We start from the raw sequence: 21514 nt of genomic DNA on the forward strand, positions 1-21514 counted from the left end.
CCCAAGGGACAAGGTCAACAGCGGCCGAAACGGCTGGCCAGCCCTCGTGAGTGCGCACGCGAGTTAGAACTCGCGTGCGCACTCACGAGGGGTGAGCTGCACGGATCCTGGCGGCGATGCGGTCGACGTCGCCGCGCTCGCCCGCGGGCAGGGGTGCCCCCACCGACTCGCGCAGCCGCTCGGCCTCGGCGAGCAGGCCGGCCGCCTCCCGATGCGCCCCGGCGAGCGCCTCGGCACCGGCCAGACCCTCTAGTGCCAGCGCGACGGCCCGGGGATCGCCGCTCGTGCGGGCGATTGCCAGAGCCTCGCGGTGCAGCCGGGCGGCTGCCACCGCGTCGCCGCGCTGCTCGGCGACGAAGCCGAGCTCAGCCAGGATCAGCGCGTTGCCGGGCTCGGACTCCACCAGCCGGTTCCAGTCGCGCAGCACGGCCAGCTCGGCCTCCGCCGCCGCGAAGTCGCCCTCCCTGCGCGCGCCCAGCGCGATCCCCGTTCTCGCGTACATCTCACCCGGCGTGAAGCCGTGCTCGATGGCCAGCCGCAGTGCGCGCTCGTGCAACCGCCGCGCTCCCTGGATATCGCCGGTGAGCATCGCGACCCGGCCCAGCCAGGAAAGCTGGTAGGAGACCTCCGGCCACAGGCCGAGCTCCTCGGCCATCCGCAGGGCCTCCCGGTGCTCGCGCTCGGCGACCGCGTACTCACCACCGATCTGCGCCAGCGCGCCGAGCGCGAAAGACGCCTGGAGCTGCCCCCACCGGTCACCCAGCTCCCGGAACAGCTCGGCGCTCTCGGCCGCGGCGCGCCGTGCCTCGGCCAATCGGGCACCGGCCATCGCCTGCCCGGCGTTGTCACTCAACGCCGCGGCGACGCCCCACCGGTCGCCCAGCGAGCGGAACCCGGCCAGCGCATGTGTGGTCGCCCGCTCGGCCGCACGCAGGTCGCCGATGGTGCCCAGGACGTAGCCCAGGAACCACAGCGCTCGCGCGCGGACAGCCGGGTCGGTGATGCGCTCCGCCGCGCCGAGCGCACCGGCGTCGGCGCGGGCTCCTGCCAGTACGTCCAGCCCCGCCAGCCAGGCGGCGGCACCGGACCGCGCGGACGGGGAGCCGGTATCCGACGCCGGCACCGCCAGCGCCGACCGCAGCGAGCGCCGTGCCTCGGCGAGCCGCCCGCGCAGGAACCAGTACCACGCCATGGCCCGGGCCAGCCGCAACGCCGACCCGGCCGGACCGTGCCCGGCAAGCGTGTCGAGTGCTGCCCGCAGGTTCGCGGCCTCGACATCGAGCACCTCGAGCCAGTGCCGCTGTTCGGGACCGCGCAGCCGCGCGTCCGCGCGTTCGGCCAGGCCGGCGTAGTGGTCGCCGTGCCGCAGCCGCACCTCCTCCGCCTCACCGGCCTCACGCAGCCGGTCGAGGCAGTAGGCGGCCACCGACTCCAGCAGCCGGTACCTCGGCCCCGCACCGCCGTGGTCCTCGCACACCACCAGCGACCGGTCCACCAGCCTGGCCAGCAGGTCGAGGACGTCGTCCGCGGCCACCCGCCCGCCCGCGCAAACCGCCTCGGCCGCCGCCAGCCCGCACCCGTCCGCGTGCACCGCCAGCCGCCGCAACACCACCCGCTCGGCCTCGCCCAGCAGCTCCCAGCTCCAGTCGATCATCGCGCGCAGCGTCCGCTGGCGAGCCGGTGCGTCCCGCCGCCCGGTGGCCAGCAACCGGAAGCGGTCGTCGAGGCGGGCCAGCAGTTCGTGCGGCCCGAGCGCCCGCAGCCGGGTCGCCGCGAGCTCCAGCGCCAGCGGCAGCCCGTCCAGCCGCCGGCAGATCGCGGCGATCGCGTGCACGTTGTCCTCGGTGAGCGCGAACCCGGGAACGGCACTTGCGGCGCGCGCCACGAACAGCCGCACGGCGCTGAACTGCCGCACCGAGTCGAGTACCTCTCCGGCGGGGCGCCCGGGCTCCAGGTGTCCCCGCGCGGGGATGCCGAGTGGCGGCACCGCCCACAGCGCCTCGCCGTCGACGGCGAGCGGCTGCCTGCTCGTGGCCAGGATCCGCAGGCGCGGCGCCGCCCGCAGCAGCCGTGCCGCCAGCGTGGCGACCGGCTCGACGAGCGACTCGCAGTTGTCCAGCACGAGCACCATCTCCTTGCCCTGCAGCGCGTCCGCGAGCCGGTCGGGCAGCGCAGCCGGCGTGCCGGGGGAGGGGGCCTCGCGTACGCCGAGTGCGGAGACCACGGCCTCGGCGAGCCGGTGGGCGGGATCGCCACCGGCCGCGGACCCCGCACCGGTGTGTCGTTCCAGCCCGGCGAGCTCGACCAGGAACACGCCGTCGCGGACGGTGCCCGCGAGCCCGGACGCCGTCTCCAGCGCGAGGCGGGTCTTACCGACCCCGCCCGGCCCGGTCAGCGTCACCAACCGCGCCGTACCGAGCAGCGCTCGCACCTCGCGCACCGCGTCCGCCCTGCCCACCAGTTCGGTCAGTGACGCGGGCAGGTTCGTCCTCAGCTGGGCGGACCCGTCGTCGCCCGGTCCGCCCAGCGCAGGATCGTGCCGCAGGATCGCCTGATGAAGCGCGGCCAGCTCGGGGCCGGGTTCGAGGCCGAGCTCATCGGCCAGCCGCCGTCGGTACTCGGCGTAGCTCGCCAGCGCCTCGCTCTGTCTGCCCGCGCGGTAGAGCGCGCGCAGGTGCAGGGCACGCAACCGCTCCCGGTACGGATTGGCGGGGAGGAGGTCACCGAGCTCACCGGCCAGCACGCCGTGCTCGCCGAGCGCCAGCCGAGCCTCCGCCCGTTCCTCGATCGCGGTCAGCCGCTCCTCCTCCAGGCGCTGAACGGCGGGAGCGGCGAAAGGCTCGTTGGCGAAGTCCGCGAGCGCCGGGCCGCGCCACAGCGCCAGCGCGTCCGTCAGCAGAGCCGCCCGCGCCCGCGCGTCATCGCAGGCGCGGGCCTGTGCCACGAGCGCCCGGAATCGGCGTACGTCCAGCGCCTCGTCCTCGACCCGCAGCAGGTAACCCGGCGACCGGTACACCACGAGCGCCCTGGCGCCGGGCTGCACGGCCTCCAGCGCCCTGCGCAGCTGCGAGACCTTCGTCTGCAGCGTGTTCAGCGGGTTGCCGGGCAGCCGCTCACCCCACAGGTCGTCGGCGAGCCGGTCGGCCGGCACCGGGCGCCCCTCCCGGAGCAGCAGGTTCGCCAGCAGCGCCCGGACCTTCGCCTCCGGTACCCGGACCTCGCGGCCGTCCGCCGTCCACACCGCGAGCGGCCCCAGCACCCCGAATCGCACGCGATCGACAGTAGCCGCACACACCGACGAAACCGTGCGCGAACCCGCAGGGCATCGTGCGTGCCCACCGGCACGGTGAACACATGACCGAATCGAACCCACCGGCGGTGACCGTGCTCGGCCTCGGCGACATGGGCACCGCACTCGCCGAGGCACTACTGGCCGCCGGCCATCCCACGACCGTCTGGAACCGCACCACGGCCAGGGCCGACCGACTGGTGACCAAAGGCGCTGCCCGCGCGGGCAGCGTGGCCGAGGGGATCGCCGCGAGCCGACTGGTGGTGACCTGCCTGCTGGACCACCGGTCCGTGCACGACGTTCTCGGCCACCACGCCGACTCGCTGCGCGGCCGGGTCCTCGTCAACCTCACCAGTACCAGCCCGGACGACGCCACCGAACTGGCCACGTGGGCCGCCTGCCACGGCGTCGACTACCTGGACGGCGGGATCATGGCCGTCCCGCCGATGATCGGCACGCCCGACGCGTTCGTGCTCTACAGCGGATCCCGCGCCGCGTTCGACACCTACCACGACACGCTGGCCGCCTTCGGTGCCTGCCATTACCTGGGAGCCGATCCCGGAATGGCCGCGCTGCAGGACTTCGCCCTCCTCAGCGGCATGTACGGCATGTTCGCGGGCATGCTCCACGCCTTCGCCCTCGCCGGCACGGAGGGTATCGAGGCGGCCACCTTCGCTCCGCTGCTGAAGCGCTGGCTGAGCACGATGATCGGTTTCGCCGACACCGCCGCCGAGCAGATCGACAACGGCGACTACGGCCGCGGCGTGGTATCCAACCTCGCGATGCAGGCCACCGGCTACGACGAGTTCCTCACCCTGGCCGAGGCGCGGGGCATCAGCCCCGAGCTCCTCGCCCCGCTCGGTCCGCTCATGCGGCAGCGGGTCGCCGACGGGCACGGCGCCGAGGACCTCACCGGCGTCATTGAACTCCTGAAGACCAAGAGTAACGGCAGCGACACAGCCAGGACAGGGAGCGACGCATGAAGACTGAACCAGGACCGGTGACCGTGATCGGCCTCGGCCCGATGGGGCAGGCCATGGCCCGCACGTTCCTCGCCCACGGCCACCCGACGACCGTCTGGAACCGCACCGCGGCCAGGGCCGACGACATGGTGGCCAGGGGAGCGGTGCTTGCCGCGACCCCGGCCGACGCGCTCGCGGCGAGCGAGGTGGTCCTCCTCAGCCTCACCGACTACCAGGCCATGTACGACATCCTGGATACCGCCGAACAGGCACTGGACGGCCGGGTGATCGTCAACCTCAGCTCCGACACCCCGCAGCGGAGCAGGGAAGCGGCCGCATGGCTGGCCGAGCGTGGCGCGCGGCTCGTCGTCGGAGGGATCATGGTGCCCGCCGAGCTGGTCGGTGCCGAGTCGGCCTACGTCTTTTACAGCGGTCCGCGCGAGGTGTTCGAGGCGCACGAGCCGACGCTTCGGCTCATCGGCAGGCCCGACTACCTCGGTACGGACCCGGCCCTGGCGCAGCTGTTCTACCAGGCCCAGCTCGACATCTTCCTGACGTCGCTCTCGGCGTACCTGCACGCCACCGCGCTGGTCGGTGCGGCGGGCGTGCCGCCGAAGGCGTTCCTGCCGTACGCGATCGAGAACTTCGACTCGATCTCGTCGTTCCTCGGCGAGGCCCCACGGGAGATCGACGAAGGCAGGTACCCGGGCGAACTGTCGACGGCGATCATGATGGGCGCGACCGCGGACCACATCGTCGGTGCGAGCGAGCAGGCGGGGATCGACGTCGCTCTGCCGCACGCCGTGCGGGAGCACTACCGGCGCGCGATCGCCGCCGGGCACGGCAAGGACAACTGGACGAGCCTGTACGAGGTGATCAAGAAGCGGGCCGGGGACTGAACGCGCGCAGTGTGGCCTCCACGAGGGCGTCCGCGTACGCGGACGTGAGCGGCCCGGTGCGCAGCAGCCAGCGCCGGAACAGCGGGGCGTACAGGAAGTCGAGCACGAGGTCGAGATCCGCCTCGGCGTCCAGCTGACCGGCACGCTGGGCACTGCGCAGCCGGGCCTTCTTGGCCTCGTCCATGGGAGCGGCCATCTTCTCCCGGTACAGCTCGGCGAGGCCGGGGTCGTTGACGATCTCCATGTTCAGCGCCCGGATCGGTGCCTCGAAAGCCGGATCGGCGAACTCGGCGGCCGTCGCCCTGAGCACCTGCTTGAGGTCGGCTTCGAGATCACCGGTGTCGGGCAGGGTGATGCCCTCACCCTCGCTGGTCTCGCCGAGCGCCAGGATCGAGTCGAAGACCACCGCGCCCTTCGACGGCCACCACCGGTAGATCGTCTGCTTACCGACGCCGGCGCGGGCGGCGATCGACTCGATGCTCACCTTCGCGTAGCCGACCTCGGTGATGAGCTCCCGGGTGGCGGCCAGGATCGCCCGCCGCGACTGCTCGTTGCGCCGGGCGGTGTTCGGGCGCTTGGCGTCTGTCATGCGCCGATCATAGACGAGGCGAGACGGTCCGTCTTGACAGAGTCCGGGGGAGAGGGCATTCTCGGACGCAGGCGAGACGAACCGTCTCGCCTCGAATGGCTCGGAGGTCCTCATGACGCGAACCCACACCACTCGGTCCCGCGTATGGCTCGTCACCGGAGCGTCCCGTGGGCTCGGGCGCGCGTTCACCGAAGCCGCGCTCGGGGCGGGGGATCGCGTCATCGGCACGGCCCGCGATGTCACGCCACTGGACGAGCTGGCCGACCAGCACGTCGAGCGGCTCGTCACCTTCCCCCTCGACGTCTCCGACCGATCCGCCGTCATGGCCACGGTGGACAAGGCCGTCGCGACGTTCGGCAGGCTCGACGTCGTGGTCAACAACGCGGGTGGGTTCCTCTTCGGAATGCTGGAGGAGGCGACCGAGGAGCAGGCCAGAGCACACCTGGACACCAACTTCTTCGGGGCGCTGTGGGTGGCCCAGGCCGTCGTCCCGCACCTGCGGGCACAGGGCTCCGGGCACATCCTGCAGGTCTCCTCGATGGGCTCCGGTGGCGGTTTCGCCTCCGTCGGGCTGTACGCGGCAGGCAAGTCCGCACTCGACTCGATGAGCGAGGCGCTGGCGATGGAGGTCGAGCCGTTCGGGATCAAGGTGACGATCCTGCAGCCCGGCAGCTACGCCACCGAACTGTTCACCAGGGGCACCACCGCGACGACGGCGAACGACGCCTACGCGGACCTGCGCGCGCAACTGGCCGAGATGTGGGCAGAGTCCCGCGATCCCCGCCCGGAGGAGGCCGCGCCGGTGGTGCTGGACGTCGCCAGAATGCCGGACCCGCCGAAACGGCTCGTGCTCGGCAGCGCCTCGTACGACATGGTGCAGGACATGCTGGCGGCTCGCGCCACCGAACTGCGCCGGTGGGAGCAGCTCAGCCGCCGGGCGGGCGCGGCCTGAACGGGTGCGGGCGTGCCCGCACCCGTTCAGGCCGGCACGGCAGGATCAGCCGCTGCTCACCGCACACTGTCCCCGGTCGACGCGACGGGGCGGGCCCGCCGAGGGCCTGGGATCGAAGTCGAAGATGTCGGTGGGAATGTAGAGCGTGGCGCATGCGTTGGGCACGTCCACCACGCCGGAGAACCGGCCTTCGATCGGCGCCGCCCCGAGAATCAGATAGGCCTGCTCGGGGGTGTATCCGAACTTGGTGAGGTAGTCGATCGCGTGCAGGCACGCACGGCGGTAGGCGAGCGTGGCATCGAGGTAGCGCTGCTCACCGGACTCGGTCACCGACAACCCCGCGAACGTCAGGTACTCGGTGTAGCGCGGCTCCACGCGACCCGGGATGAAGGCGGGCGTCTGCAACCCGTACATCTCCATGCCGCCCTTGATGACGTCGACGTGCAGGTCGATGAACCCGCCCATCTCGATCGCGCCACAGAAGGTGATCTCGCCGTCGCCCTGGCTGAAGTGCAGGTCACCGAGCGACAGCTTGGCCCCTGGCACGAACACCGGGTAGAAGACCCGCGAACCTCGGGACAGGTTCTTGATGTCCTGGTTACCACCGTTCTCCCGAGGTGGGGCGGTGCGCGCGGCCTCCGCGGCGACGCGCTCGTAGTCCTCACCCGACAGGGAACCGAGCAGCGCGTTGTCCGGCTCCGGCGGCAGGGCCAGGGGCGGTACCCGGAAGGGATCCGTCGCGATCAGGTCGCCTTCCCGCTGGTTCCAGTGCGACAGCAGCTCGGACGACGGTGCCGTGCCCATGAGGCCCGGATGCGCGATGCCGGTGAACGACACGCCGGGCAGGTGCCGCGAGGTTGCCGTCTGCCCGTGGAAGTCCCACACCGCCTTGTAGGCGTCGGGGAAGTGGTCGGTGAGGAAACCGCCCCCGTTGCTCCGGGCGAAGACGCCGGTGTAGCCCCATCCCTGGCCGGCGACAGGTCCCTGTTCCTGCGGCACCGGACCGAGTTCGAGAATGTCGACCACCAGCAGATCACCGGGTTCGGCGCCCTCTACCGCGATCGGGCCGGAGAGCTGGTGCACCATGGACAGGTCCGCGTCACGGACGTCGTCGGCCGAGTCGTCGTTGTGGATGGTCCCGTCGAACCACTCCCGGCATTCGACGCGGAACTCCTCACCGGGACGCACGGTAACCGCTGCGGGCACGTCGGGATGCCAGCGGTTGTGTCCGAGTACGTCCTGCTCGGCGAACCGGCGGGACTGATCGACGCTGAACTTGACCTCGGGCACCCTCTGCTCCTTTCTCCGCGCTGTCAGGGACGGGGCAGCCGGGCATGCCTCGGGTCACGACTTACCCGTGTTCCGCTCGGTGGTGGTGCGGTCACCACGTCGGGGCGTTCCGCGGTGCGCTCGGCGTCCTCGCGTGCCCGGGTCAGTGTCGTGCTGCCACGCCGGAGGGCGGGGGCGGTGAACCGGCGCGCGGCGCAGTCGCCGCATACCGGGCACGGCTCGGTGTTCGCCGCCTCGCCCATCGGGCGCCGTATCTCGAACTGGCCGCACCACGCGCAGTGGTAGGCATAGGTCGCCATCGCCGCATCATCCCTGTGCTGAGTGTTCGACTCCGCCTGGCTTCCCGAGCCTCACAGCGACTAAACAGAGCACGCGAGACGCGCGGCGTGGCAAAAAGTGCTCATTCGGTGAGCACTTCGCCCAGCAGGATGCTCCTTGTCAGCGACGTACGAGAAGCTGCTGTCCATGGGCGCGAAGGAGGACGAGGCGCCCTCCGACCGCGAGGCGGGGTTCGTGACGGCGTCGGTGGTGGATCCGTTCGGCAACATCCTTGGCGTCATGTACAACCCGCACTACCTGGCGATCGTGGGCGGCGACGAGGCTCCAGGAGCCCTCCTGGAAAAAAAATCCGTGAGCGTGTCGATCCAGGACGCTCCCCGTTCGACCCAGGGGTGAGAGGGTCCGAGCGGGACCCGGACGAACCAGGGAGACAGAACCATGAAGTACATGCTGATCATGCGCGCCACCGACGAGACCGCCGCGGCGTTCCAGGGCGCCGACTTCAACGAGATCATCGAGTCGATGGGCCGCTTCAACGACGAGATGATCCGTGCAGGTGTGCTTGTCGCCGCGGAAGGGCTCGACGACGCCGCCGAGGGTGTCGTGGTCGACTACTCCTCCGAGTCACCCGTGGTCACCGACGGCCCGTACGGCGAGACGAAGGAGCTTTTCAACGGCTTCTGGTTGCTGAACGTCTCCTCGAAGGAGGAGGCCGTCGAGTGGGCGAAGCGGGCACCGCTGGCCGGACCCGGCAGCAAGTGCGAGATCCGCAGGGTCCCGTCGATCGACGAGTTCCCGCAGGACAACGAGTGGATCCAGAAAGAGCGGGCGTGGCGCGAAGCCACCGGGCAGCTCTAAGCGGTTGACCGGAGATGACCGATCCCACGGGCCGCGAGGCCGTCGCCGCCGTCTGGCGGATCGAGTCCGCACGGATCGTCGGTGGGCTCGCCCGGTACACCGGCGACTTCGCGCTGGCCGAGGACCTCGCCCAGGAAGCGCTGGCCGAGGCACTCGTGACCTGGCCACGTGACGGCGTACCCCGCAATCCGGCAGGGTGGCTGCTCACCACCGGCCGGCGCCGTGCGATCGACGCGTTCCGCAGGCGCTCCGCCCTTGACGAGAGGTACACCGTCCTCGCCCGCGACCTGGGTGAGGGCGGTGTCCTCTCGGGGAGCGCGCCTGCCGATCCCGCCCGGGACGCCGACGACGTGCTGTGGGATCCGGAACAGATCGATGACGACGTGCTCGCGTTGATGTTCATCTCCTGTCACCCCGTGCTGTCCAGGGAGGCGAGGGTGGCGCTGACCCTGCGGGTCGTCGGCGGCCTGACGAGCGACGAGATCGCCAGGGTGTTCCTCGTGCCGACCGCCACCGTGCAGGCCCGGATCACCCGGGCGAAGAAGACCCTCGGGGCAGCCCGGGTGCCGTTCGAGGTGCCACCGGTCGAGGAGTGGAGCGAACGGCTCGGCTCGGTGCTCAGCGTGATCTACCTGATCTTCACCGAAGGATCCTCGGCCAGCTCCGGTGGTGATCTGATCCGGCTCGACCTCGCAGCCGAGGCACAGCGCCTCGCGCGGGTGCTGACCCGGCTCGTGCCGGGGGAGTCCGAGGCTTACGGCCTGCTGGCGCTGCTCGAACTGACCGCGGCGCGTTTTCCGGCCCGCACCGGGCCGGATGGCGAGCCGGTGCTGCTGGAGGATCAGGACCGCGGCCGTTGGGACCGCGCCGCGATCCGGCGGGGGCGAGCAGCCCTTGCCCGCGCGGAGCAGGTCGGCCGCGGTCTGGGTGCCTACGGCTTGCAGGCGGCGATCGCCGAGTGCCACGCCGTCGCTCCGTCCGTCGACTCGACCGACTGGGAGCGCATCGTGCTCATCTACGAGGCGCTCGGCAGGCTCGCGCCGTCACCGGTGGTCGACCTCAACCGGGCGGTCGCGGTCTCGATGGCCAGGGGACCGGCCGCGGCGTTGCCGATCGTGGACGAGCTGGTGGCCGCCGGGACGCTGTCGAACTCGTATCTGCTGCCGAGCGTCCGCGGGGAGTTGCTCACCCGCCTGGGACGCAAGGACGAGGCACGCGCCGAACTGGAGCACGCCGTACGGCTGTGTGGTAACGAGCGCGAGCGAGCGGTGCTGGAGCGCAAGCGGGACCAGCTTACTTAACATAATGTAGCTTATCGGCGTTAGCCGGGAGGGACGACGGGGGTCACTTGGTGTAGATCATGGGAGCAACGCCGGGGTTTGCCGAAGGGACTTCTTCGAACCCGAACTTCTCGCAGAACTCCTTCGAGAGGAACCCGTTTCGATGCAGGTCCAGGACCGGGAGCTTTCCCCGGCCTCGGATGTATTTGACGGACTCCTTCAGCAAGTACCTTCCGATACCGTATTCATGGGTATCGGGCCTGACGAAGAGTTTTCCGATTGCCAGTAGCTCAGTGGCGGGCCTTTTGGTGTACTCGGCCAGATGATCTTCGGCGGGCCGGTATATCTGTACGTGCCCGACCACGTTCTTCGTCGGCGCCACCCTCACCGGCGCCATATCGAATACCCAGGACCGTTCTGCATCGTGCTCTTCAAGCCATTCGTGGAGATCTTTCTCTGAAAGAAGGCTCGAGGGATAGCTCATGGCCTTCAGAACAGCACATAGGCGATCAAGATCTGCCGCTCTTCTCTCGCGGATCATGTTGTGAGACCTGTTCCTATCGTCACCGTGACGTTTCGGGGTGGACGGACGGGATGCCGAATCAGCGGAATCAGCGGAGCTGTTCGAGGTCCCGCGCGCTGCGGGCAACCTCGGTGGCCATCCGGCGCAGTTCGTCGGCGTCCGCACCGTCCTCGGCGGCGGTGACCACATCCTCGGCGGCGCAGCGCAGCTGGAACAGCCGATCCTGCAGCGTGGCCAGTTCGGCATCCGACAGCACGACGGCGTCTTCGGGCAGGCCGCTGCGCTGGACGGCGATGCGCCGCTCGTACGCCCGCTGCCGGCACGACTGCCCGCAGTACCGCCGCCGGCGCCCCACGGACACACCCTGTTCGAGGCGCCGCCCGCACCATCCGCAGTGCCGGGGCCCGGACCTGCGCTCCCCCAGAAATTCGTCACGTGACGCATTTGTCTGCTCCGCCACTTCGCTCACGCGGCCGACTCTAACCGGCAACCGCGAGCACATGCCGTGGCCACGCCGGAAGGGCAGACTGGGCCTGTGCCGACGCCACCGCATCCCTACCTCACCGGGCCGCTCCCCCGCGCCTTCGCCCATCGTGGCTGGCACCTGGCCGACCTGGAGGGCATGGAGAACTCGCTGCCCGCGTTCCAGCGCGCCGTCGCGGAGGGGTTCCGCTACGTCGAGACCGACGTGCACGCGACGTCGGACGGCGTGGTCGTCGTGCACCATGACGGCCTGCTCGACCGCACGACCGACGGTACCGGTCCGATCGCCAGGCAGCGCTGGGACACCGTCCGCAGGGCCAAGGTTCGTGGCAAGACGCCGGTCTGCCGCCTGGAGGACGTTCTGGAGGAGTTGCCCGAGGCGTTCTTCAACATCGATGTGAAGGCCGACAGCGCGGTGGAACCGTTCGTGCGGACCATCGAACGTCTCGGTGCCGTCGACCGGGTCGCGGCCGCCGCGTTCTCCGACGCCCGGCTGGCACGCCTGCGGAAACTCGCCGGGCCGAGGCTGATGACCTCGCTCGGCCCCCGCTCGGCCGCGATCCTGTGGGCGAACGGCTGGCTGCCGTTTCTCCGCCTCGGCTTCCTCAGCCGGGGCGCGATGGCCCAGGTGCCGGTACGGCAGGGGCCGATGACCATTGTGGACAAGGGCTTTCTGCGCTCCGCCCGGAACGCGGGCGTCGAGGTGCACACCTGGACCATCAACGACCCCGACCAGATGCGCAGCCTGCTCGACCTGGGCGTGGACGGCATCGTTACCGACCGTCCCGACTTGCTGCGGGACCTGCTCATCGAACGCGGCTGCTGGCCCTCCGCGCGCTGACATACGGGCGGGAAGTAATCTCCGCTGAGCGCGACGATCACTTGACAGGGAGCCCGGCATGAGCACTGTCCCCGAAGGCCCGGCTCCGGCCGCCGACGTCCGGGACCGGCGGCGGGAACAGCGCGGCTGGTACTTCTACGACTGGGCCAACTCGACCTTCTTCACGTCGGTCATCACGGTCTTCGGCGCGCTCTACATGGGCTCCGTCGCCGCGGACGACGCCCGAACCGACATCGCGCGCAACGGGCCGACCCCCTGCGTCGACGCCCAGGGTGCCGAGAGCACGCTGCAGAACTGCGACATCTCCCTGTTCGGACTGGCCTTCCCCGCCGGCTCGCTGTGGGGCTACCTGCTCTCCGCCGCCACCGTGATCCAGGTGCTGGTGCTGCCCATCACGGGCGCCATCGCCGACCGCAGCCAGTACAAGAAGCGGATCCTCGGCTTCTTCGCGTTCCTCGGGGCCACGGCGTCGGCACTGCTGTTCTTCGTCGCCGACGGGAACTGGCAGCTCGGCATCCCGCTCTACGTGCTCGGCAACATCGGCTACGGCGCATCGATCGTCGTGTACTACTCGTTCCTGCCCGACATCGCGACCCCCGACGAGCGCGACGCGGTGTCGGCGCGCGGCTGGGCGTTCGGCTACCTCGGTGGCGGGCTCGCTCTGGCCGTGCAACTGGCGTTCTACCTCAGCCATGACGCGTTCGGCATCAGCGAGGCCACCGCCGTGCGGATCTGTTTCCTCAGTTCCGGCCTGTGGTGGGCGCTCTTCACGATCGTCCCGTTGCGCCGGCTGCGGGAGCGCCAGCAGCCGCACGGCCGTGAACAGGGCGTCTCGGTGGTCCGGGCCGGGTTCACGGAGCTGCGCGAGACCGTCCGCGCGGCCCGTGCCTTCCCGCTCACCCTGGCGTTCCTCGGCTCCTACCTGGTCTACACCGATGGCATCTCCACCGTGGTTACCGTCTCAGCCCAGTACGGCAAGGACGAGCTCAAGTTCGCCAACGAGGTGCTGATCGCCACGATCCTGGTGATCCAGTTCGTGGCCTACGTCGGCGGGGTCCTGCACGGCATAGCGGCGAAGCGGTTCGGGGCCAAGAGGACCATCCTCGGCAGCCTGCTGGTGTGGGTGCTGGTGATCAGCGCCGCCTACTTCATCCAGGCGGGCCAGCAGTTCCAGTTCTATGCCGTGGCCGCGGGCATCGGCCTCGTGCTCGGTGGCACGAACGCGCTCTCCCGCTCGCTGTACAGCCAGATGATCCCCGCGGGCAAGGAGGCCCAGTACTATTCGCTGTACGAGATCGGTGAGCGCGGCACCTCCTGGCTCGGCCCGCTGCTCTTCGCCGCCGTCGGCCACGCGACCGGCTCGTTCCGGTTCGCGATCGTCGCGCTGGCGATCTTCTTCATCGCCGGCTTCGTCCTCGTCGCCCTGGTGCCGGTGCGGCGGGCCATCGCCGAGGCCGGGAACCGCCAGCCCGCGGTGCTGTAGCCGAGACGCCGGATAGGGTGCTCCGATGTGACTGTGCTGGATGACGAGGACCCGGATCCCACCGATGCGTTGTCCTCGGTTCCCGTGGCGGGCGCGCGCCGGAGCGTCCCGGTGGTCGGCAGGCTGAAGTTCTGCTATGGCCCGATGGACTGCGGAAAGTCGACGCTCGCTCTGCAGATCGACCACAACCATGCCCGGCAGGGACGGCGGGGCTTGCTGCTCGTGCGCCACGACCGCTCGGGTTCGGCCCGGATCAGCAGCCGGATCGGGATAACGCGGGATGCGATCGAGGTCGACGGCGATACGGACCTGCGGCTGCTCGTACGGCAGCTGTGGGCGCGCGGGCGGCACGTGGACTACCTGATCGTCGACGAGGCCCAGTTCCTCTCCCCCGGCCAGGTGGAGCAGCTCGCCGAGCTCGCGGACGACGCACAGCTGGACGTGTACTGCTTCGGCATCGCCACGGACTTCCGCAGTGAGCTCTTCCCCGGTGCGCGGCGCCTGTTCGAGCTCGCCGACGAGCTCCAGCCGGTGCAGGTCGAGGTGCTCTGCTGGTGCGGGTCGCCGGGACGGTTCAACGCACGGGTGCGTGACGGCGAGGTGCTGCGCACCGGGGACACGGTCTTCGTCGCGGACACCGGTCACCAGCCGGGCGAACCAGCCTCTGGGGTGAATTTCGCACCGACACACGAGTCGACCGACGCCACTACGGTGCGTTACCAGGTACTTTGTCGGCGCCACTTCCGCCTCGGCGATGTGGGACCCTCGGTGGTCCGGCAAGGCCAGTTGAGACTGACCTGAGTGGCGACGCACCATAGCCCAAGTGGGGGATTTCCCCAAGATAAGGGGCCTTTACGCGTCACATGGGGACACCAGACGTCTCCCATTAGAGGAAGCTGTTCCGACGGGTGATACAGCTCATCGTGAGCAAGGGCCGATGGCCGGGGAATTCTCCCGGGGCTACTGTCGTTGCATAGGGTGAGCATCGCCCTGGCTCCTGAGCGGGAGCCGACTGAAAGGACCCATCATGGCCGACCGTGTCCTTCGTGGAAGCCGGTTGGGAGCGGTCAGTTACGAAACCGACCGCAATCACGACCTCGCACCTCGTCGCACCGTACGCTACTCGTGCCCGAAGAACCACGAGTTCGAGGTGCCGTTCTCGGATGACGCCGAGATTCCGTCCGTGTGGGAGTGCCGTCTGCACGGATCCGAGTCCGAGATCGTCGAGGGCGGTCAACCCGCGGCGAAGGAGGCGAAGCCTCCTCGCACGCACTGGGACATGCTGCTCGAGCGCCGGTCCATCCCCGAGCTCGAGGAGTTGCTGAACGAGCGGCTCGCCGAGCTGAAGGGCAGGCGAACGCGCAGCGCGTAACACCCGCTCCCGCCAGTGCGGAGCCCCCGTGTCCTCCCGCCACGGGGGCTCCGCACTGTTTTCTGTCCGCTCTCCGGCCTATTTCGCCGGCAGGAAACGCCGGAGCAGGCCGTGCAGCTGCTCCGCCCGGCGCCGCAGGCCCCACGCCGCGACGCGTAGCGCGGCCTCGCGCACGATCGAGCCGCTCATCTTCGACTCCCCGATCTCGCGGTCGGTGAAGGTGATCGGCACCTCCACCACGGTGAAGCCCTCGCGCACCGTGCGCCAGGTGAGGTCGATCTGGAAGCAGTACCCGTGCGAGGCGATCTCGTCGAGTGCCAGCTTCTCCAGTACCTCGTGCCGGTAGGCGCGGAAGCCTGCCGTGATGTCGTTGACCCGAACGCCGATCGCGAGCCGGGAGTAGATGTTGGCGGCCCTGGACAGCAGCTCGCGGCGCTTCGGCCAGTTCACCACGCTGCCGCCGGGTACGTAGCGGGAACCGATCACCAGGTCGGAGTCCACCAGCGCGGCCAGCACGCGGGGCAGGTCCTCCGGTGCGTGCGAGCCGTCGGCGTCCATCTCGACGAGGGTCCGGTAGCCGCGGTCGAGGCCCCAGCGGAAGCCTGCGACGTAGGCGGCGCCGAGACCGGCCTTCTCGCTGCGGTGCAGTACGCGGATCCGGTCGTCGGACTCCGCCAGCTCATCGGCCAGCGCGCCGGTGCCGTCCGGGCTGTCGTCGTCCACGACCAGCACGTGCACCTGCGGCAGCGCCGCGTGCAGCCGCCGTACAAGTGGCGTGAGGTTCTCCCGCTCGTTGTAGGTCGGGATGATCACCAGCACCGGGTCGGTCTCGTCCCTGTGCTGCGTGCCCTCCGCCATACTGCTCCCCTTCTATTCCGTGTCACCGGCGCGCCGCGTGCGCGACCGGAGCGCGATTCCGGTGGCCACCGCGGCAAGAGCGGCCCCGACCAGCACGTACTCGGTCCAGGCACCGAGCCGATCCGATAGCGTAGTCTGCTGTCGCAGTGGCACGTCGGCCACCAGCGACGCGGCCGTGAACAGCTCCGTGTCCTCGACGAGGCTGCCGTCCGGCCGCACGATCGCGCTGACGCCGCTCGTCGCCGCCACGACCACGGCACGCCCGTGCTCGACCGCCCGTAGCCGCGACATCGCGAGCTGCTGGTAGCTCATCTCCCCCGGCCCGTACCAGGCGTTGTTGGTGGGCACCACGAGTAGCTCGGCACCACCGTTCGTGGCACCGCGCGAGACGTAGTCGTAGGCGGCCTCGTAGCAGATGGCCACGCCGACGCGCGTGCCCGCGATGTCGAACACACCCGGCTCGGTGCCCCAGCGCATGTCGCCGGTGTTGTCGACGAACGGTGTGAACAAGCGCGCGATCGAGCGCATCGGCACGTACTCGGCGAAGGGCACCAGCTCCTGCTTGGCATAGCGCTTCCCCTGGCCCGCACCGGGCTGCCAGGCGGCGACGGCGTTCTCCGCGTCGCCGTCCGGGTACTCGTAGCGGACACCGAGCAGTGCGGGCACGCCGAACCGGTCGACCATGGCGTCGAGGGCCGCGTCATCGCCGGTGGCCGAGGTGGCCGTCTCCGGCCACACGACGAGGTCGGGCCTGGGTGCCTCGCCCGCCTCGACCCGTTCGGCGAGCCGCTCGCTTTCGGCCAGGTGGTTGGCGCGGATCGTGTCGCGGGCTCCGAGCAGGCCGAGGCCGAGGTCGGGAGCATTGCCCTGCACCACCGCCACCGTCCGGGTGCCGGTCTGCGGCCCGGTGCCGACCGTCGGCCACGTCACGAGCCCCGCCGTAACGGGCAGCACCGCGGCGAGCGCGGGAACGATCCAGTACCGGGCGGGCTGCCGGACCCGCATGATCAGCCAGGCAAGCCCGAACCCCGTGACCACGACGGCGAAGCCGACGAGAGGGGCACCGCCGAGCGAGGCGAGCGAGAGAAGAGGGCCCTCCGGCTGGCTGAACGCCGCGCGTCCCCACGGGAAGCCGTTCGCGGGCCAGTGGGAACGGGCGAACTCCTGCAGTCCGAACAGCAGCGCCATCCACACCGGTGCCACCGGCAGTCGGCTGACCAGCGGCATGAGGGCGCAGGCGGCCGCGATGTAGGCGGCAAGCACGGTGGAGAGGCCGAGCCAGGGGCTCGCGCCGAAGTCGGCGCCGAGGAAGTCCTGGATCCACATCAGATGCAGGAGGTTGAAGGTGAGCCCGAAGGCGAAGCCGTATCCGGCGCTGCCCCATATCCTCCTGCCGTGCAGGGCGACGCCGAGCCCGGCGAACGCCAACGGCGCGAGCCACCAGAGCTCGCGGGGCGAAAAGCTGAGGTAGAACACGGCACCGGAGGCGACGGCGAGGGTCAGCCTGCCCAGCACGGGAAGGGACCGGCGCCAGCGAGACTCGGTCGCGGAACGCTCGGTGGTACGCGCCTCTGAGGCCGTGGCGATCACCCGTCCAGCCTAGGCGGTGGACGTGAGGTGGTCGTAGATCACCTCTCCGGCGCGTACGGTCCGCAGGCAGCGCGGTAGCGGTGCGCCGGGTTCGACCGGCGGAAGCCCGGGCACCCGGGAGCGCGGATCGGTCGACCAGCGCTGCACCCGCGAGTCCGGGGTGCCGACGACGAGCCCGGCGGCGTCCCAGATCGCGTAGTGCGCGGGCGCGCCGGGAACGAGGCTGCCGGTGATGCCGTCGTTCACGCCGGCGGCGCGGTGGCTGCCACGGGTGTGCGCGGTGAACGCCGCACGCGCGGAGAGGCCGGCGCCCGGAGTGTGATGGTGGACCGCCGCCCGCACGCTCGCCCACGGTTCGAGCGGGGTGACCGGTGCGTCGGAGCCGAAGGCCAGCACCATGCCCTCCGCGGCGAGCGTCGCGAAAGGGTTGAGCGCGGCGGCGCGCTCGGGGCCGAGCCGCGTGGCGTACATCGCCTCCGGGCCGCCCCAGGCGGCATCGAACAGAGGCTGGACGGATCCGGTCACGCCCCAGCCGGCGAGCTCGCGGGCCTGCTCGGCGTCGATCATCTCGACGTGCTCCAGCCGGTGCCTCCCGGCCGCGAGCGCTCTGCGGCCCACGGCCTGTTCCGCACGGCGGAACCCCTCGACCGCCTCGGCGACCGCCGCGTCGCCGATCACGTGGAAGCCGGCCTGCAGCCCCGCCTCGGTGCAGGCGACGACGTGCTCGGCGATGGCCGCGGCGTCGAGGTAGCGGCTGCCGCTGGTGTCCGGGCGGTCCGTGTAGGGCTTGCGCAGTGCGGCGGTGTGTGAGCCGAGCGCGCCGTCCACGAAGAGATCCCCCGCAAGCCCGGCGACACCGAGCCGCCGGGCTGTGTCGACAGCGCCGTGCTCCCCCCAGTACGGCACGACGTCGGGCAGACCGGGTTCCGCGGCCAGCGTGAGCAGGTCGAGCAGGTCCCGCTCGCCGGAGATGTCCGGTCCGGCGCACTCGTGCACACAGACGATCCCGGCCGCGGCCGCGGCACGCAGGAACGCCCGCTGGGTCCGGCGGCGCTGCTCGCCGGTGACGGTGCCGAGCACGGCCGCCCGGACCCGGTGGTGCGCCTGCCGGGTGAGCGGTCCCTCCGCCGACCACCCGTCGGCATCGCGGGCGAGCGGGGCGAGTTCCACCAGCGCACTCGACACGAGCGCGGAGTGCACGTCGACCCGGCTCAGATAGGCGGGAACGCCGCCGGCCGCCTCGTCGAGCTCGGCGCGGCTGGGCAGGCGCGGCCCAGACCACGCCGACTCGTCCCAGCCGTGCGCGAGCAGGACCTCCCCCGGTGCCGTGGCCGCCGCGGCGGCGCGTACCGCGGCCAGCAGCTCCCCGGCGTCGCGTACGGCGGTGAGGTCCAGCCCGGACAGGTGCAGGCCGGTGGCCGTGGCGTGCACGTGGGCGTCGACGAAGCCCGGGGCGACGAACGCGCCGTCGAGCGGAACGACCTCCGCGTCCGGGTGCAGCGCCCGGCCGGGACCGTCCTGCCCCACCCAGACCACGGTGTCGCCGGTCACCGCCATCGCCGTCGCGTCGGGTGAGCTCGGGGTGTGGATCCGGCCGCCGACGAGCAGCGTCGTGTTGTCCTTCACGACCCCGAGTCTGCCTGTCCCCCTGTGTTCGCCGCCGACCTGGTCGACCCTCCTGTGACCTCGGCACATAACACCGCCGTAACGACAATATTTGCGATGTTTGAGTCGTGTGACAGGATATTTTCACGCGTTCCCGACTACTAGGAGCAGAAGTGACTGCGATCCAGACACCTGCCTCGAACGACGCCGACATCCACGAGCAGCCGTACACCTACCGGCGCACCGAGCTGCTCGAACCCGACTGGCGGCGGTTCCCGGGCTGGCGGGACGTCACCCCGGCGGAGTGGCGAGACGCCCAGTGGCAACGAGTTCACTGCGTGCGCAACCTGAGGCAGCTGCGCGCGCTGATGGGCGATCTGCTGGAGGACCGGTTCTACGAGGACCTCGCCGCCGATCAGCGCGACATGGCCACGATGTCGATGCTGCTGCCACCACAGATGCTCAACACGATGGCGCCGCACGCCGGCTCCGACCCGCAGAAGGTCACCGACGCCTTCTACGCCGACCCGATCCGCCGGTACATGCTGCCGGTGCACAGTGACCGCGACCCGGACTGGCCGAGCCACCCGCATTCCGAGCGCGACTCGCTGCACGAGGCGGAGATGTGGGTGGTCGAGGGGCTGACCCACCGCTACCCCACCAAGGTACTGGCGGAGCTGCTCTCCACCTGCCCGCAGTACTGCGGCCACTGCACCCGGATGGACCTCGTCGGCAACTCGACCGAGCAGGTCGACAAGCACAAGCTGTCGCTCAAGCCGGTGGACCGCCAGGACGCGATGATCGACTACCTCAAGCGCACTCCTGGTGTCCGCGATGTCGTCGTCTCCGGCGGTGACGTCGCGAACGTGCCGTGGCACCAGCTCGAGGCGTTTCTCATGCGGCTGCTGGACATCGAGACGGTCCGCGACATCCGGCTCGCGACGAAGGCGCTGGCCGGGCTGCCGCAGCACTGGCTCCAGCCGAAGATCGTCGAGGGGCTGGCCAGGGTCGCCGGAACCGCGCAGCGCCGAGGGGTGAACCTCGCGATCCACACCCACGTCAACCACGCCCAGTCGGTGACCCCGCTCGTCGCCGAGGCCGCGCGCACCGCCATCGACGTGGGCGTGCGGGACGTGCGCAACCAGGGGGTGCTGATGCGGGGCGTGAACGCCACCCAGCACCAGCTGCTCGACCTGTGCTTCGCGCTGCAGGGCGAGGCGAACATCCTGCCCTACTACTTCTACATGTGCGACATGATCCCGAACGCCGAGCACTGGCGGGTCTCCGTGCACGAGGCGCAGGAGCTGCAGCACGCCATCATGGGCTACCTGCCGGGGTACGCCACGCCGCGGATCGTGTGCGACGTGCCCTACGTCGGCAAGCGGTGGGTGCACCAGCTGGCCGAGTACGACCGGGAGCGGGGGATCTCGTACTGGACGAAGAACTACCGCACCGGCATCGAGCTGGACGACCCGGAGGCGCTGCACCGCCGCTACCCCTACTACGACCCGATCTCGACACTGCCCCCGGCCGGCCGGGCATGGTGGGCAGGCCAACCCTCGTGAGTGCGCACACGAGTTAGAACAGTGTTACGCACTCACGACCCTAGAAGTGGTGCAGCAGCTCCGGGAACCGCCGCAGGTGCAGCACGCCGTCGTCGCCCGGGTCGAGCTCGTCGTGTTCGAGGACCCACGTGTTGTCGTTCGGGATGAACACGGCGTTCAGGCCGGCCTGCCGCGCGGGCAGGATGTCGGACTTCGGCGAGTTGCCGATCATCCAGGTCCGCTCCGGTGGCAGCCCGTGCTCGCCTGCCAGCTGCCAGTAGCTGTCGACGGTCTTCTCGGGGACGATGTGGACACTGCGGAAGTGGTGCGCCAGCTGAGAAACATCCAGCTTGCGCTGCTGCTCCTCCCGGTCTCCCTTGGTGAGCAGCAAGAGTTCGTGCCGCTCGCCGAGCGTGCCGAGCGTCTCGGCGACGCCGGGCACCAGCTCCACCCGGCCCTCGACGAGGGCCACCGCCAGCTCGTCGATCCGGCGGTGCTCGGCGCCGGTCGCGGGTCGCTCGCGCAGCCGGGAGAGGCATTCCCGGAGACTGCGCAGGAAGACCTTGCTGCCGTATCCGTGCGCGGCGGAGTTGGCCCGTTCGATGTCGTCGAGGATGGTGCGGATCTCCGCGCGGTCGAGCGTGGGGTGCGCCAGCCAGTCGAGGAAGTCGTCGATCACCCGCTCGAAGAGGACGTTGTTCTCCCACAGGGTGTCGTCGGCGTCGAAGATGAGCACCTGGTTGTCGCGCCGCATCGGCTCCCTTTCACTCGACGTTCGGCGGCCGGAGTGTATCCACGGGACCGTGACCGGCGGCCA

The 21514-nt window shown here is 70.4% G+C and carries 21 protein-coding genes; 11 read left to right on the top strand and 10 right to left on the bottom strand.

Translation table 11 applies throughout. From position 1 onward, the window contains the following. Nucleotides 1-82: 82 nt before the first annotated feature. A complete protein-coding gene (locus JAP66_RS13745) occupies nucleotides 83-3271 on the bottom strand; it encodes an AfsR/SARP family transcriptional regulator (protein WP_199432107.1) in 3189 nt (1062 codons plus the stop codon). A gap of 83 nt (nucleotides 3272-3354) precedes the next feature. On the opposite strand from JAP66_RS13745, the gene JAP66_RS13750 reads away from it, so the two are divergent. Together JAP66_RS13750 and JAP66_RS13755 are read left to right on the top strand one after the other, a co-directional pair. After that, on the top strand, nucleotides 3355-4272 hold the full coding sequence (locus JAP66_RS13750; RefSeq protein WP_199432108.1) for an NAD(P)-dependent oxidoreductase: 918 nt from the start codon (nucleotides 3355-3357) through the stop codon (nucleotides 4270-4272). After that, nucleotides 4269-5150, top strand: coding sequence for an NAD(P)-dependent oxidoreductase (locus JAP66_RS13755; RefSeq protein ID WP_199432109.1), 882 nt, complete (start codon nucleotides 4269-4271; stop codon nucleotides 5148-5150). The genes JAP66_RS13750 and JAP66_RS13755 overlap by 4 nt, the downstream gene beginning before the upstream one ends. Here the strand turns inward: JAP66_RS13755 and JAP66_RS13760 are convergent. Continuing rightward, nucleotides 5128-5739, bottom strand: coding sequence for a TetR/AcrR family transcriptional regulator (locus JAP66_RS13760; protein WP_199432110.1), 612 nt, complete (start codon nucleotides 5737-5739; stop codon nucleotides 5128-5130). The genes JAP66_RS13755 and JAP66_RS13760 overlap by 23 nt on opposite strands. Nucleotides 5740-5851: 112 nt before the next feature. On the opposite strand from JAP66_RS13760, the gene JAP66_RS13765 reads away from it, so the two are divergent. Continuing rightward, entirely contained in the window at nucleotides 5852-6691 is an 840-nt protein-coding gene (locus tag JAP66_RS13765) for an SDR family NAD(P)-dependent oxidoreductase (protein WP_199432111.1), read from the top strand. Nucleotides 6692-6736: 45 nt separating this feature from the next. Here the strand turns inward: JAP66_RS13765 and fmdA are convergent, their stop codons facing one another. Next, a complete protein-coding gene (gene fmdA / locus JAP66_RS13770) occupies nucleotides 6737-7981 on the bottom strand; it encodes a formamidase (protein WP_199432112.1) in 1245 nt (414 codons plus the stop codon). 23 nt (nucleotides 7982-8004) lie between these two features. Next, nucleotides 8005-8280: an FmdB family zinc ribbon protein gene (locus tag JAP66_RS13775; RefSeq protein ID WP_199432113.1), complete on the bottom strand. Its 276-nt coding sequence runs from the start codon at nucleotides 8278-8280 to the stop codon at nucleotides 8005-8007. Between the two features lie 136 nt (nucleotides 8281-8416). On the opposite strand from JAP66_RS13775, the gene JAP66_RS33485 reads away from it, so the two are divergent. From JAP66_RS33485 to JAP66_RS13790, 3 genes are read left to right on the top strand one after another with little or no spacing between them, the layout of a single operon-like run. Continuing rightward, on the top strand, nucleotides 8417-8656 hold the full coding sequence (locus tag JAP66_RS33485; RefSeq protein ID WP_199432114.1) for a VOC family protein: 240 nt from the start codon (nucleotides 8417-8419) through the stop codon (nucleotides 8654-8656). Nucleotides 8657-8698: 42 nt separating this feature from the next. Then, nucleotides 8699-9118, top strand: coding sequence for a YciI family protein (locus tag JAP66_RS13785; protein WP_199432115.1), 420 nt, complete (start codon nucleotides 8699-8701; stop codon nucleotides 9116-9118). A gap of 14 nt (nucleotides 9119-9132) precedes the next feature. Then, nucleotides 9133-10419, top strand: a complete 1287-nt coding sequence (locus tag JAP66_RS13790; RefSeq protein WP_199432116.1) for an RNA polymerase sigma factor — start codon at nucleotides 9133-9135, stop codon at nucleotides 10417-10419. Between the two features lie 43 nt (nucleotides 10420-10462). Here the strand turns inward: JAP66_RS13790 and JAP66_RS13795 are convergent, their stop codons facing one another. Both JAP66_RS13795 and JAP66_RS13800 read right to left on the bottom strand, forming a co-directional pair. Then, on the bottom strand, nucleotides 10463-10939 hold the full coding sequence (locus JAP66_RS13795; protein WP_199432117.1) for a GNAT family N-acetyltransferase: 477 nt from the start codon (nucleotides 10937-10939) through the stop codon (nucleotides 10463-10465). 70 nt (nucleotides 10940-11009) lie between these two features. Beyond that, a complete protein-coding gene (locus tag JAP66_RS13800; protein ID WP_199432118.1) occupies nucleotides 11010-11390 on the bottom strand; it encodes a hypothetical protein in 381 nt (126 codons plus the stop codon). A gap of 66 nt (nucleotides 11391-11456) precedes the next feature. Here JAP66_RS13800 and JAP66_RS13805 point away from each other — a divergent pair, with 66 nt between their 5' ends. The 4 genes from JAP66_RS13805 (at nucleotide 11457) to JAP66_RS13820 (ending at nucleotide 15100) form a co-directional block, all read left to right on the top strand. Further along, nucleotides 11457-12245 (top strand): glycerophosphodiester phosphodiesterase family protein, encoded by a 789-nt coding sequence (locus JAP66_RS13805; RefSeq protein WP_199432119.1) that lies wholly within the window; start codon nucleotides 11457-11459, stop codon nucleotides 12243-12245. Between the two features lie 58 nt (nucleotides 12246-12303). Beyond that, nucleotides 12304-13728: an MFS transporter gene (locus tag JAP66_RS13810; RefSeq protein ID WP_199432120.1), complete on the top strand. Its 1425-nt coding sequence runs from the start codon at nucleotides 12304-12306 to the stop codon at nucleotides 13726-13728. 27 nt (nucleotides 13729-13755) lie between these two features. After that, entirely contained in the window at nucleotides 13756-14529 is a 774-nt protein-coding gene (locus JAP66_RS13815) for a thymidine kinase (protein WP_199432121.1), read from the top strand. Between the two features lie 226 nt (nucleotides 14530-14755). Then, nucleotides 14756-15100: an RNA polymerase-binding protein RbpA gene (locus JAP66_RS13820; RefSeq protein WP_199432122.1), complete on the top strand. Its 345-nt coding sequence runs from the start codon at nucleotides 14756-14758 to the stop codon at nucleotides 15098-15100. 78 nt (nucleotides 15101-15178) lie between these two features. Here the strand turns inward: JAP66_RS13820 and JAP66_RS13825 are convergent, their stop codons facing one another. From JAP66_RS13825 to JAP66_RS13835, 3 genes are read right to left on the bottom strand one after another with little or no spacing between them, the layout of a single operon-like run. Then, nucleotides 15179-15958 (bottom strand): polyprenol monophosphomannose synthase, encoded by a 780-nt coding sequence (locus JAP66_RS13825; RefSeq protein ID WP_199432123.1) that lies wholly within the window; start codon nucleotides 15956-15958, stop codon nucleotides 15179-15181. Between the two features lie 12 nt (nucleotides 15959-15970). Next, nucleotides 15971-17548 carry an apolipoprotein N-acyltransferase gene (gene lnt, locus JAP66_RS13830; protein ID WP_199432124.1) on the bottom strand — a complete coding sequence of 526 codons (1578 nt, stop codon included), beginning with the start codon at nucleotides 17546-17548 and terminating at the stop codon, nucleotides 15971-15973. Nucleotides 17549-17557: 9 nt separating this feature from the next. After that, complete coding sequence (locus JAP66_RS13835) at nucleotides 17558-19174, bottom strand: amidohydrolase (protein WP_307849555.1); 1617 nt, start codon at nucleotides 19172-19174, stop codon at nucleotides 17558-17560. 152 nt (nucleotides 19175-19326) lie between these two features. On the opposite strand from JAP66_RS13835, the gene JAP66_RS13840 reads away from it, so the two are divergent. After that, nucleotides 19327-20718: a KamA family radical SAM protein gene (locus JAP66_RS13840; RefSeq protein ID WP_199432126.1), complete on the top strand. Its 1392-nt coding sequence runs from the start codon at nucleotides 19327-19329 to the stop codon at nucleotides 20716-20718. A gap of 40 nt (nucleotides 20719-20758) precedes the next feature. Here JAP66_RS13840 and JAP66_RS13845 read toward each other — a convergent pair whose 3' ends face one another. Further along, nucleotides 20759-21451 (bottom strand): HAD family hydrolase, encoded by a 693-nt coding sequence (locus tag JAP66_RS13845; protein WP_199432127.1) that lies wholly within the window; start codon nucleotides 21449-21451, stop codon nucleotides 20759-20761. Nucleotides 21452-21514 lie beyond the last annotated feature (63 nt).

The sequence above is a fragment of the Qaidamihabitans albus genome, assembly GCF_016464705.1.
Lineage (GTDB): Bacteria > Actinomycetota > Actinomycetes > Mycobacteriales > Pseudonocardiaceae > Qaidamihabitans > Qaidamihabitans albus.